7 protein-coding genes are annotated in these 12,967 nt (G+C 56.4%); 6 read left to right on the top strand and 1 reads right to left on the bottom strand.

What is annotated here, in order from left to right:
* Together tssM and IMX17_RS02450 are read left to right on the top strand one after the other, a co-directional pair.
* The gene (tssM, locus tag IMX17_RS02445) at positions 1 to 3,480 is read left to right on the top strand and encodes a type VI secretion system membrane subunit TssM (protein ID WP_046896504.1); all 3,480 of its coding nucleotides are present in this window, start codon (positions 1 to 3) and stop codon (positions 3,478 to 3,480) included.
* A gap of 25 nt (positions 3,481 to 3,505) precedes the next feature.
* Complete coding sequence (locus IMX17_RS02450; RefSeq protein WP_033632662.1) at positions 3,506 to 3,859, top strand: DUF6277 family protein; 354 nt, start codon at positions 3,506 to 3,508, stop codon at positions 3,857 to 3,859.
* Between the two features lie 265 nt (positions 3,860 to 4,124).
* Here IMX17_RS02450 and IMX17_RS02455 read toward each other — a convergent pair whose 3' ends face one another.
* On the bottom strand, positions 4,125 to 4,352 hold the full coding sequence (locus tag IMX17_RS02455; protein WP_004935320.1) for a hypothetical protein: 228 nt from the start codon (positions 4,350 to 4,352) through the stop codon (positions 4,125 to 4,127).
* A gap of 244 nt (positions 4,353 to 4,596) precedes the next feature.
* Between IMX17_RS02455 and IMX17_RS02460 the strand changes: the two genes are divergently transcribed.
* From IMX17_RS02460 to IMX17_RS02475, 4 genes are all read left to right on the top strand, one after another.
* Positions 4,597 to 4,887 (top strand): hypothetical protein, encoded by a 291-nt coding sequence (locus tag IMX17_RS02460; RefSeq protein WP_004935318.1) that lies wholly within the window; start codon positions 4,597 to 4,599, stop codon positions 4,885 to 4,887.
* A gap of 704 nt (positions 4,888 to 5,591) precedes the next feature.
* Positions 5,592 to 6,167, top strand: a complete 576-nt coding sequence (locus IMX17_RS02465; protein WP_004935315.1) for a LuxR family transcriptional regulator — start codon at positions 5,592 to 5,594, stop codon at positions 6,165 to 6,167.
* Between the two features lie 108 nt (positions 6,168 to 6,275).
* Positions 6,276 to 7,145, top strand: coding sequence for a hypothetical protein (locus tag IMX17_RS02470; protein WP_193549301.1), 870 nt, complete (start codon positions 6,276 to 6,278; stop codon positions 7,143 to 7,145).
* A 34-nt stretch (positions 7,146 to 7,179) separates the two neighbouring features.
* On the top strand, positions 7,180 to 12,966 hold the full coding sequence (locus tag IMX17_RS02475) for a non-ribosomal peptide synthetase (protein ID WP_193549302.1): 5,787 nt from the start codon (positions 7,180 to 7,182) through the stop codon (positions 12,964 to 12,966).
* Position 12,967 lies beyond the last annotated feature (1 nt).

Raw genomic sequence — 12,967 nt, forward strand, 5'->3', positions numbered from 1 at the left:
ATGATACGTAGATCATTCATATTGGTGATTGCCTTGCTGCTGTGTGCGGTGGTGTGGTGGATTGGGCCATTGATCGCCATCGGCACCTATCGGCCGCTGCTGTCGGTCTGGGTCAGGGGCATCATCATCGCGCTGATCCTGTGCTGGGCGCTGTGGCCGTTCGTGGCGACGTTCTTATCCTGGGTGTTCCGCCACGCGCGAGCGCCGGCCCCGGCCAAACGCAAGACCGCCCAGCGAGATCGCGTGACCTCGCGCTTTTACGACGCCTTGCGCACCTTGCAGTATGTCGGCACGGCGAAGCAGCGCACCCCTTGGCAGCGCTTCAAATACCGCCTGACGCGCCGTTACGTCAGCGAAAAACCGTGGTTTCTGGTCATCGGGCCGCCGGGCAGCGGCAAAACCTCGCTGATCGGCGAAAGCGGCGAACGCTTCTTGCTGGCCGAGCACTATGGCCTGCAGCAGACGGTGGACGTCGGGCCGACCCAGGATTGCAACTGGTGGCTGGCGGAGAATTCGGTGTATGTCGACACCTCCGGCGAATGGCTGCAGTTGAACGGCCTGGGAGAAGAGGGCGCCAGGGCGCGCGACACCCTGTTCAAACTGATCCGCCGCCATCGCCGCCATCCGGGCATCGACGGCATCATGCTGTGTCTGGATGCGCGTTGGTTGCTGCACGCCTCGCTGACGGAGAGAAAGTCGGTCGCCGACGCGCTGCGCGTGCGCCTGCTGGAGATGGCCTCGTGGTTCCGCAGCGAGCTGCCGGTCTATCTCACCATCAGCCACCTCGATCAACTGGTCGGCGGCGAGACCTTCCTGTCCATGCTGGGCGACGATCTGTTGCAAAAAGGCATGGGCTTCAGCCTGAACCGCGCCGAACAGGGAGAAACCCCCTTCGAGCAGTATGAAACCCTCTACCGGGAGATGGTGGCGCGCGTCAGCCATCACGTGCTCGAACTGTTGCACGATGCGCCGGACGGCCAAAACCGCCAACAGCTGCTGTTCTTCACCGAATCGCTGGGGTCGCTGGGCAACCCGCTGTATTCCCTGTTAGAGCAGATCTTCCCGCAAACGCCGGTGGGCTACGCCTGCCATCTGCAGCAGGTGTGGCTGGGCAGCACCATCGCCTTGCCGCCGCAGGGGGCGATCTACAACGCGGAAGCGGCAGATATCTATGAAGCTCGCCCGACCGGGCGCATTTATCACCCGGAGCTGGATTACGCCCGGCAAGAACGCGGGGTGATGCAGCAGTCTTCGCACGTCAGGCCGCTCGGCAGCCGCATGAGCTCCCTGGGCCGCTATGTGCTGGTGCTCATTCTGTTGGCGGTCTCGTTTAACCTGCTGGCGATGCGTTACCTGTGGGAGAGCGATTACATCTCCTACATTGCGGCGCGCTTCGATGAGACAAAGCGCATCGTGCGTGAAATTCCGGTGACCAACCGCGTCAGCGACGATGTCATTTCCGCCTATGAGCAGTTGGGGTACATGAACGCGCAATTGGGCGGCGAAGTGTCGCCGGTGCCGAATCCCTATTTCGAGCACAAGCTGATCAACAGCGCGGCGCAAAAAACCTACCAACGCCATTTGCTGCAGATCTTCTGGCCGGCGGTGGAAAACTATATCGCTGACGAACTCAAGAATGACGTCTCGGCGTCCAACAAGGACGTCTACGGCACCCTGAAAGTGTACCTGATGATGGGGGAACCCTCGCACCGCTCCGCCGAAGCCTTGGTCGACTGGTTCATGGCGCGCTGGGAAACCTTTATGCCGCAGGGGTACACCGATATGAACAAAGGCATCTTCGCTTACCATCTGCGGGAGATGTTCTCTTTGCCGGACGCGCCGGTCATGAAGATGAACGGCGACCTGCTGCGCCTGGCGCGGGTGAAAGCGATGAACATTCCGATGCAGGTGCGGGTAGTGCGCCGCATCGAAGAGAAACCGCTGCCGGCGGCGATCAACGATATTTCGTTGGCCGACGCCGCCGGGCCGAACGTCTCCTTGATGCTGCGCCGCAAGAGCCAGGCGACGGTCACCGATACCGCCGTGCCGGGGTTCTATACCCGCGCCAGCTATCGCGACGTTTTCCTGGCGCAGCTCGATGATGCCGCCAAGGACATGATCGAAGAAGAGTCCTGGGTGCTGCGCGACAGTGGGGAAGGGAAAAACGCGGTGAACTCGCTGGCCTCGGCGCAGAAGCTGGCCGACGAGGCGAGGAAGCTTTACCTCATCGAGTATGCCGACAAATGGGATGCGTTCATGCGCGACGTGCGCGCCCGGCCGGTCAACGGGCTTGAGGATGCGGCGATCCTGGCGCGTCAACTGTCCGATCCTTCTTCTCCGCTGGCCAATCTGGTGCGCTTCGCCGCGCGCGAAACCAGCATGACCGGCACCAACCAGGGCGATGCGGCAAGCTGGTTCGATCGCCAGCGCAACCGCATCGAGCAGCAGCGGCGCGACATCCTCGGCGAGATTTCCGGCGAGCGCGCGCGTTTTCGTCTCACGCCGGAACGCGCGGTGGAAGATCGTTTCGAGCTGCTGCGCCGTCTGGGCTATCAGCTGTTGCAGACCACCAACGCCAGCAACGATCCGCTGAGCCGCAGTTTCGAAGCGCTGTACAGCCAGTTGACCACCTTGTCCACCTCGCTGCGCGGCGGCCAGGTGGTGCCCGCCGGAGGCACGCTGAAGCGTCTGCAGTTGGATGCGGCGCGCCAGCCGGAACCGGTGCGCAGCGTGATGATGGATCTGTTGCAGGTCGGGGACAGCCAGACGATTCAGCAGAGCCAGAAGAACCTGAGCAAAGGCGCTTCGTCGCTGGCCTCCGGCTTGTGCAAGAGCAGCATCAGCGGGCGTTATCCGTTCTCGCGCAACGCCAGAGCGGAGGTCGGCATCGAGGACTTCTCGCGCATGTTTGGCCAAAGCGGCGCGATGCAGCAGTTCTTCGATGAGAACCTGGCCCCTTATGTGGACGTCAACGCGCAGAAATGGAATGCCAAACCGGGTTCAGAGGGGATCGTCAATGCCAGCACGCTGGGCGCGTTTGAAAATGCCCGGCTGATCCGCGATACCTTCTTCACCGCCGGCGACAAGCTGTCCTTCTCGATGTTCATCAGGCCGTTGTCCCTGACGCCGACCATTACGGAAGCGACCCTGGATATCGACGGGCAGGTGATTAACTACAGCCATGGTTTCAGCCAGCCTACCCGTATCGATTGGCCGGGTCCGAAAGGCGGCAGCTATGTTCGACTCACCTTCCGCACCGGCACCGGCCAGATCCAGGTCGCCAGTTTCGACGGGCCCTGGGCCTTGTTCCGGATGTTCGACGCCAGCAATCCCGTGCCGCTCGCCAGCGACAGGCGAGAGCTGACGATGTCGATGTCGTCGGTGGTGGGCGTGCTCAAACTGGAATTGCGCTCGACGATGAAAGATTTCCCACTTTGGTCACGGGCGTTGCGAGGATTCTCGTGCCCGAAAGCGATGTAAACACAACCGTAAAGAGGTGATAAACATGTTAGATCCAGCCAAAATTTTAGAAACCATGAAGGCCGGCGGCAATTTGGGCACCAACTCCCAATCGTCGCTGAGTCAACCGTTTATGCAAGGCGTCAGCAATATTCAAATGTCGGGGCCGGATGCGGCCAAGTCGGTCATGAGTAATGTGACAAAATCTTGCGATGATATGTTCGGCAATATGAAGGGCATTTTTAATGGTCTGCAATCGAATGTGAACGCACACCAAAAAATGCAAACGAGCGAGCAGCCGAAAGATTTTAATGTTTCCATGGACGATCTTCGTCCGGCGATTGCGAAAGGGTTCCCGCACGAAATGGCGGACTTCTTTTCCAAAGTGCCGAAACTGTAATCAAAAACTCGATGGATAAAATACCGGGAGGCGGAAATGCCTCCTGGTATTCACAAGGAGTGTTGCGATGATCTATGACTGGATGCTCAAAAACGCCAATAAACGCATGGGTTTTTTTATCATGGTGATACCCAGCCTGTTTTTTTGGATATTGGTTTTTCTGACCTTATCTATTTTTTGATTCTTTGATGTAAAAAAAAGCACCCGCAAAGGTGCTTAAAATGAAGCGAATTAAAAAATAGGAAGGGATGATTATGAGTTGTTATTACAGTTTAGAGATGATCTGCAATCCGCTGGAAATCAGCGCATCGACGGCCAGACCAATACCTTTACCGATGGTGCCGACAACGGTTTTGGCATCCGGGTTAACACCGGCAATCGCGGAAATGGTATCAATACCTGTACCTACCGCACTGCCAATCAGTGTGCCTACGTCACCAAAAAAACCAGCACCGTTAACTTGTTCAATTTCTACTGCGGATAGTTCTTTCATGATTGAAACTCCTTTTTCAGTTAGCCCTTTACTTCAGGCAATTTCATTATTGCAAATCAGGTCTTTTTTTCAATAAAACTCGCGCTGTTTTTTATACTATTGTGTTTTTTGTTAGATTGATTTTGCATCGTTAGATTATATATTGCCGAAGCCTGGGTTTTTATATCTCACTCGCCTTGAACGGCGGCGGTTTTATGAGGTTATTATTTTAAATCGGAATGATATATACCAGAAGGGAGACCTTATGAAGGTATTGACGACGCCGGAAAGACCTTTCCGGTATGATGAGCTTGCGGATAAAATCATCCGGGAGGCCAGGAGCCGCTTGGGGTGCGCCGTTCTGCGGTTTTTAGACTGTATGATCCTGGGTTATGGCCCGCCGGTGATAGTCTTTGATATCTATAATAATCACGGTAAGTTGCAAACGTTCAAAGTCATTCTTCCTCTTGGGAGCGACAAGCAGCTAAAAAAAGATCACCTCGGGTTGGTTTCCTGCCTGGAGGCTAAAAAATTGATGAGGATAAAAAAAATATAATTCATCCCGTTCGTCAACGATGCCGCGTTATCTTTCTGCGCTGCGCATCACTCCTGAAAAATCTTTACTCCTACCAGGCATTTCTTGCGCGGGCGGCCGATGGGTTCGCCTTCTTCTTTTTTGTTGCCGTCTACATGAAAGAACGGGAATCACTTACTGCCATAAAGTGTAGCTTTTTTTTATGCAATTTTTTTACAATAAAATGAATATGGTTATACTCTGTTTAATAGGGTCTGCGATGACCCCGCCGCCTCGTGCGAAAAAAGCATTATCCTGCCTTTATCATAAGTAAATTCCTAATGCATAAACGGATTCTCTTAACAATCAATGTCGCGCAATGTTATGTTCTATATTATGTGTTTTTTCGATATTTATCTGGATATATTGCGCTCTTGGAGTAAAATTAACGTATCAGAGAAAAATCTTAGCACCGTGATGCTGATGGCAATGATGCCTTATAAATATATCTTACGATAACAATTTCCCTTGCGAAGCGCGGCAGCTTACCGCGTCTTGCTTTTGTATGCTCTCCAGGGCAGATGAGTTATATAACCCTATATAAAATGCACTTTTGCGAGGCAAGGTCTTTTTTGCTTCGCCTATAACGCTTTTTTATTAAAAAGCACGTTAAAACAAAAAATAATCACAGCAATGATATTGCAGTAAGGAGAGTGAGCAAGCGTAGTCAAAAGGGAGGTTTGGTAATGGAGCGCGTCAATATCGCTATTGTGGATAAAAATCAATTCTTCAAGCTGGGGTTGAGTCTTGCCTTGCAGGAAGGTTTTCTCACGAATGGCATTAAGGCCAAGATCACGGGAGAAGAACGTGCCAACATCATATTCAGGGCGCCGGACAAGCGGGTGTCCATAAATTTTTGTCATACTCAGCTTTTGCAGGGCAACTTTTCTTCTATTCCGCTCTATTTTTCAATATTGGAGCATAAAAAGACATTCCCTAAAATTCATTGCAATTTGGAAGCCGGAAGTATTACGCGCAAAGATAGCGTGGCGGCGATCGTGGACAAGGTCATGTTCTGCTATCGCAAGAAAAATAGTTTGGTTTCAAGCTATTGCCCGCGTTGTCGTACCCAGTTGACCTTTAGCGAGGGGAAAGTGTGCCGTTTAATCCATCTGGGCTATTCACAAAACCAAACGGCGATGTTGCTCGGCATCAGCCCGAAAACGGTGAGTATTCATAAACGTTCGGCCATGAGAAAACTGAACATCGATAATAATATTGAATTCTTGCGCTGGTTAAAAATGCACAGCGACTCTTGTTAATCAGGGAAAGGAAGCGAACGGTCCGGCGCCGTATTATCAGCGGCGCTGAGCGGTCATCTTTTATTGATTTTCGCTCGGCATGGAATCGGTTTTATAGGGAGATAAAACATGGCTGTCTTTGTGAGAGAAGCGGTTTCTCATAATCATTTCAAATTATTGCAGGAGCTTTATGGCAGAGATTTGGGCGGAGAGCGTTTCCTGCACTGGAAGCATTTGCTCGATCCGCATTGTGGGGCGCCGATGGAAAAAACGGGCATATTTTACAAGGATCAAGAACGTTATCTCGGGATGTTTGTGTCCAGTTTTTATGCATTTAAAATCAATGATTTGTCTTTTAATGTCAATATGCTTGGCGATCTTGGGATCCACCGTCAGGTCAAATCTTCCACCGTCTTGAAAGATTTTTTCCTGCAGGCCAGGCGTTCGGATGTGGCGGCGGATATCTGCTTTTCCGATGACAGGAAGATCAGGGTTTATGAAAAGATTTTTAGAAAGTATTTAACGACCAATACGCAAATCTATCCCTTCGTCGAATTAACCTTAAAGCCTGATAAGTTTATGGCCTTTCGTTTTGCCGAGGGCGGCCAAGCGCGGCAGGCCAGCTTTATCAATAATCTGGGGCGAGAAAAAGATCATCGCGCATTTGAATATATTGAAAAACATCCTCTGTATCATAAAATTCATTATATCAATAAAGGCAATCTCTACGCTGTGATTGGCTGTTCCAGTGAGTGTGCCGAACTTTTGGATATTTCCAATCCTTCCAGGGAGTGTTTTTCCTGGGCCATCGGCGTTTGTCGGCACCTGCATAGCCGTTGCAAAGTGATGATCCCTATTGGTTTTTACAAGTCGATTTGCGCTCAGGCGGCGGAGGTCATTGCAGAAAAGCGCATCAACATGCTGATCGGTTATTACTCAGAAAAGATAAGCGAGCTGATGCCGAAAGAGGTTTGGGTATGCCGCATGGATCGCCGTTAAGCAGGGCACGTGTATTCTAAATGGAGTGTTTGTCATGGAAGAGATTCCTGTATCACCCTATTCAAAAGTTTTTATCGATGAATATGACCGCCATCCAGAGGGCTGTAATTACAACGTATTGGTGCTGCAGCGTATTGAGGGCGCGCTGGATCCCATCAGATTACAAGCTGCGCTGAATGCGCTGGTGCAAGATCATGTCCTGCTGAACAGCCATATTCATGAACGAAATGGCGAGCTGTATTGGCGTCGCAATGACGCAATCCATCCTTTGCAGCATTACACGGACCGCACGTTGCTGACCCAAGTGATTCGCCAGCCCTTCGACATTTACCGCGGGCCGCTTTATCGTTGGGCGCTTTTCGCCGAGGGGCCGGGGCGCTATACCCTGGCGTTGGTGGGCCATCATCTGGTGATCGACGGCGCGTCTTCCGACGAGTTTTTCTCATTGGTGAGCCAGTACTATGGTCAACAGCGGCTATCGACCCGACTCGAGGCGGCCGAGATTGCCGCCATCAACCGGCAGCTGCAGCGCGAGGTGGAACAACTGGCCGCCGATGGAGCGCTGGCGCACTGGCGGGCCGAAGCGGCAAAGTTGGGCGCGATAGACGTGCCCTTTGAGAAAAGCGGCGCCGTGCGAAACGATGAGGCGGCCGAGCTGCGTTTCCAGGTGCCCAAAGCGCAATGGAAAGCGCTGAAGCAGGGCGCGGGAATACGGCGAATGAATGACTTTCTGGCGTTGCTGGTGCTGTGGGGCATCTTGATGGCGCGCAGCGGCAATCAGGAAACGGTCTATATCAGCTATCCGGTGTCGATAAAAAAGGGGCAAAGGTTTGCGCTTGGCGGGCATGTCAACACCAGCGTGATGCCCCTCTCGCTGCGTGACGGCGAAGGCTTCGCCGCCGTTTATCAACGCGCGCTGGCGTTTATTACCGCCGCGGCGCCGCACTCGCGCCAACGGTTTAACCAACTGCCCACGCAACAGGTGGTGCAGGCGCTGGGGATCCGCGCGATGCCGATTTCCTTTGCCCAAACCAACCTGCGCGATGCGGCATTGGCGCTGGCCGATTGCGCCACTTCACCGTTGTTTGAAGCCAACCACGATATGGCCAGCGCATCGCTTTCCCTGGAATATGAGGATCGGGCCGACAGCGATGCCTTGCAGTTCCGGCTGCGTTTTCGTCAGGACATGTTTGACGAAGAAGACATGCGCGACTGCGCGGAACATTTCATGCGCTTGATGCAAGCGGCGATGCGCGCGCCTGACGCGCCTTTACGCCACCTCGCCTTTTATCCCGCCGCCGACATGCCGCCGGATGACGACGCGGCCCCGGCGTTGCCGAGAGAAACCCTCAGCGCCCGGTTTGAGGCGATCGAGCTGCGTTATCCGGATAAGATTGCGCTGGAGTTTGAGGGGCTGCATGTCAGCTACCGTGAGCTGAACGGCATGGCGAATAGCCTGGCGCGCGAAATTACGCTCCGCTGCCAAGCGCTGACCGGGGTCGCCCCCCAGGCGGACACGCTGATTGCGCTGTACAGCGAGAAAAGCCTGGAAATGGTGGTGGCGCTGCTGGCGGTGCTCAAAACCGGTGCGGCCTATGTGCCGCTCTCCTGCAATTATCCTCAGGCGCGCATTCGGCATATTCTCGAAGAAACGCGCGCGCCGGTGCTCATCGCCGGGGAAAGCCTGCAGTCGGCCGCCGAGGCGCTGGCGGCGATGATGCCGCACGCCGTGTCCGTCCTCACGCTGGGCGATCTGAACCGCCTGCCGCACGAGCGGCAGAATCTGCCGCTCGTCACCGGCGCCGACCGGCTCGGCGCGGTGATCTATACCTCGGGATCGACGGGGACCCCGAAAGGCGTGATGCTCGAGCAACACGCGATGTGCGGGTTGGCGACCGCGTCCGGCATCGCTGTCACGCCCGATGACGTGTTGCTCTTCCTCTCGAGCCCGGCGTTCGATGCGGCGACGTTCGAGGTGTGGGGCGCATTGCTCAACGGCGCCAAATTGGTCGTCGTGCGCGACACGGAGGATATCGCCGGCGATGTGCCGCAGCTGGAAGCCTTGCTGCGTCGGCAGCAGGTATCGATTCTGTGGGCGACGCGCAGCCTGTTCGATCATCTTTATCTCAGTCACCCCGACCTGTTCGCCGGGCTGCGCTGTCTGCTGGTGGGCGGGGAGGCGCTGACCGCTACGCTGATGCAGCGCCTGGTGCGGCAAGCCAACCGCCCGCAGCAGGTCATCAATGGCTATGGCCCGACGGAATGCACCACGTTCACCACGATGTACGCCATCGCGGCGGACGAAACCCGCAGCAGCATCCCGATTGGGCGAGCCATACCGGGGCGCGAACTTCATGTGCTGGATCGCTGGCTGCAGCCGTTGCCGCCAGGGCTGGCCGGCGAGCTGTATATCGGCGGAGACGCGTTGGCACGCGGCTATCTCAACCAGCCGCAGCAGACGCAAGAGCGTTTCATTACGCTGAACGGGCGACGCTTGTATAAAAGCGGCGATCGGGTGCGAGCGTTGCGCGACGGCAATCTGGAGTATCTCGGCAGAAACGATTGCCAGGTAAAAATCCGCGGTTTCAGAATTGAACTCAGCGAAATAGAAAATACGATCAATGCGCTGGAGGGCGTCGAGAAATGCGTCGTGGTGGATGTCGTCCATCGCGATAGCAAGCGCCTTGCCGCGTATGTGCTGATGACGCGGGGCGAGCCGCTGGATCCTGCCGATTTGCGCGCCCGGCTGGAGCGGATCCTGCCGGATTACATGGTGCCGTCCAGCTATGTCGCGCTCGACGAGATACCGCTGACGGTGAACGGCAAGCTGGATCGCACGGCGCTGCCCGCGCCGCAATTCGCGCAGAGCGAGCGATATGCCGCGCCGCAGAATGCGCTGGAGGCGTTGATTTGCGCCCTGTGGGCGGAGATCCTCGGCGTTGAACGGGTTGGGGTGGATGACGACTTCTTTCGTCTGGGCGGCGATTCGATCCAAAGCATCGTGTTCACCAGCGAATTAAGCAAGTCGGGCTATCACAGCAACTCGCGTGCGGTGTTCGAAACCCGGAATGCGCGGGCGCTGGCCAAGCGTATTTTGCAGCAACAGGACGTGATTGCGCCGCTCAACGAACAGGGCGAGCTGCAGGGCGAATTCGAATTGCTGCCGATTCAGCGCTGGTATAACGAGCAGCCGCCGCAACATCGCGCCTTCTTCAACCAGACTTTTTTGGTGCGGGTGCCGCCGATGTCCGCCGAGCGCGTAGCCGACCTGGTGAACGGGCTGGCGTCGCGCCATGACATGCTGCGCGCGCGGTTTAGCGCCGACGCCGCCGGCGCGCTGGTCGCGCAGCGCTATCTGTCGGTGGCCGACGGCGGCCCTTCATGGGGATACTATGACCTGGCGCTTTGTCGCCAAAGCCGCGCCGAACTTCTGCATCAATGGCAATCGGGGTTTGATCCGGTAGAAGGGCCGCTGTGCCGCTTCGTCTACATTTTCGACAGCAGCGCGCCCGGCTACGCGTTGATGTTCTGCGCATTCCATCATCTGATCATCGACGTGGTGTCCTGGCGCATCATCGTCAGAGACATGCGACGATTGTATCAGGGGGAATCGCTGTCGGCGAAAGGCACCAGCTACCGGCAGTGGGGCGAGACGTTAAGGCACTACGCGGCGAGCCAGCATGACCAATGCGCTTACTGGTTGGCGATGATCGCCGGGCAACCCGATTACGCCACGCTCAGCGAGGGGGCGCAGAGTCCGGCGTTTTGCCGCTTCGAGTGCGACGCGGCGTTGACGACGCTGTTGATGGACGCCTGTCATCAGGCTTACGGCACCTCGATTCGTGATGTATTGCTGGCGGCGCTGGCGCCGGTGCTGCAGGCCTGGCATGGCCGTGCGGACAGTTACCTGACGCTCGAACACCATGGCCGCGATATCAATGACGATAAAATTCAGCTCGATGACACCGTCGGCTGGTTCACCGCCTTACTGCCTTTGCGCATCACCGCGCATCAGAGCAAAAAACAGACGCTGCGCGCCATCAAGGACGCATTAAGAAAGATGCCGGATCACGGCATCGGCTATTCGGCGCTGAAATACGGTTCAGCGTCGGACGACGAAGCGATAGCCTGTCTGCGACGCCACCGCTTGCCGGCCATTTCATTCAACTATCTCGGGGTCTTTAACGAACAGACTGACGACGCCTTGTGGGCCTTGATCGACCAAACGGCGGATCTGGAAAACGGCGCGCTGCCGGCGAGCGACAATGTGCTGGATCTGGTGCTCTACGTGCACGGCGACCGGCTGAGCATCGTGATGTCGGGCTTATTGCCGCAGGCGACGCTGGCCCGGATCGGTTCGCATTATAAGGAGAGCGTGTCGGCGCTGGTCGAACACTGTTGCCACGAGGTGAGCCAGGGCGTTCGCCTCGCGAGCCCGGGGGACTTCCCCCATGCCGACGTCAGCCTCGCCGAGTTGGACCGCTGGCAGCAACGTCATCGCATCGCCGCCGTTTTCGAGGCTACGGTCACGCAGCGGGAACTGATGTATTTCAACCGGCTTAACCGCGAGTATCAGATCGATCAGGCCGTTTATGAGGTGGCCGGCCCGCTGCAGCCGGAGGTGTTGAACCAGGCCTGGTCGCTGGCGCTGCAGCGATTTGAAATGCTGCGCGCCGGGTTTGGCGATCAAACCCGCCGTGGGCGGCCCAACGTCTTCATCTGCGAGACGCTGCAGGCGCCGATCGCGATCGAGGATTGGACCGATGCGCCGCCTTCCTCGCTGGAAGAAAGGATGGAAGCGCTGTTGGCCCGGGAACGAGAAACCTCGTTTGAGCTGGATGCGCCGCCGTTGATCCGCTGGCGCCTGATCAAGTTGAACGCCGATGAGCACTATCTGGTGCAGACCTTTAACCATATCTTGTTCGACGGTTGGTCCCTCGGCGTTCTGTTCGAACACTGGTTCAACGACTACCTCACCTTGCTGGAAGGGGGCGCGCCGGCGCTGGAAATTAACCGATTTGAGCCGTTCGCCGCTTATGTGCGCGCGCACGGCGACGATCCCGAAGCGCAGGCGTTCTGGGCGGACTATTTGTGCGGAGCGCCGGTCAACCAACGTTTGCCGTTGAGCGCTGCGCCGGATGCCGCGCCGCTGGGGCGACGTATGCGGCAATATGGCGCGGAATTCAGCGCGGAACAGGTGGCAAGCCTCACCGCGTTTTGCCGGCGCCAGGGGATCACGGTCAATCAACTGACGCAGCTGGCCTGGATGCTGGCGCTGGCCGAAGCGCTGGCCTGTGACGACATCGCGATCGGCACGACCATGAGCGAGCGCCCGGCGGATATTGAGCAGGTGCAGACGCTGTTTGGCCTGTGTGTCGCCAGCCCGGTGCTGCGCCTGCAGGCGATTCGCCGCCGGCCCATTTATGCGTTGCTGGCCGATATCGCGGATTCCCAGACGCTGAGGCAAAAGTATGCCTTTTCCGAACTGAACCGCTACGACGAACAATGGGTGCCCACTTCGCCGTTCGGCAGCCTGTTTGTGTTTGAAAACATGCCGCAACCGCAGAAGGATCCGCGCTTGCCGTTTACGTTCCGGGTGACGGATATCGTCAGCGGCAGCAACCACCAGACGGTGCTGTGCTTGTTCCCCGAAGCGGAACGGCTCGCCATTTCACTGTTTTATGATTCTCACGAGATAGCTCAGGAGACCATCGTTGCGGTAGGACGCCGTTTTCAGGCCATTGCGCTCGCGATCGCCCACCTTCCGCCCGACAGCGAAATCCGCGCCGAAGACGGGATTATCCAGACGGAGGAGGCGTGAT

It is taken from the genome of Serratia sp. X3, assembly GCF_014982455.1.
Lineage (GTDB): Bacteria > Pseudomonadota > Gammaproteobacteria > Enterobacterales > Enterobacteriaceae > Serratia > Serratia ureilytica.